Consider the following 416-nt stretch of genomic DNA (forward strand, 5'->3'; position numbering starts at 1 on the left):
GGTCGTGGCTTTGATGGGATCAGCCACCGCAATGGCGCCGGCCAACCGACCATTGACCGCCAGGAACATCACGCTAGCGCCTTCTTTCCGAAGACGCTCGGCGCTGCTTTGCAAAGGTGCTACATCGGCGCCAACCGACGCCATCAGGCTTTGGTTGCCGAGCACGACATCCTGATCGGACACGCGCCCGCGGACGCCTTGGCCGGTGAGCGAATCAAAATCTTGGGCGGCCACCAGGTTCAAGCCACGTCGCTGGGCTTCAGCCACGATGGCCTCGGCCAAGGGGTGCTCACTGCCCTGCTCCAAGCTGCCGGCCAAACAAAGGATCTGATCGGCGTCGAAGCCGGCGTTGGAGAGCGTGTCGCGAAAGGCTGGACGCCCCTCGGTCAACGTACCGGTCTTGTCCACGATCAACG

1 protein-coding gene is annotated in these 416 nt (G+C 63.2%); it reads right to left on the minus strand.

Going from position 1 to position 416, the window contains the following annotated elements; genetic code table 11:
• On the minus strand, nt 1–416 hold a 416-nt coding region (locus tag GVL52_RS29575; RefSeq protein ID WP_160012774.1), incomplete at both ends, for an HAD family hydrolase.

This window comes from Rhizobium sp. 18055 (genome assembly GCF_902706285.1).
Classification (GTDB): domain Bacteria; phylum Pseudomonadota; class Alphaproteobacteria; order Rhizobiales; family Rhizobiaceae; genus Rhizobium.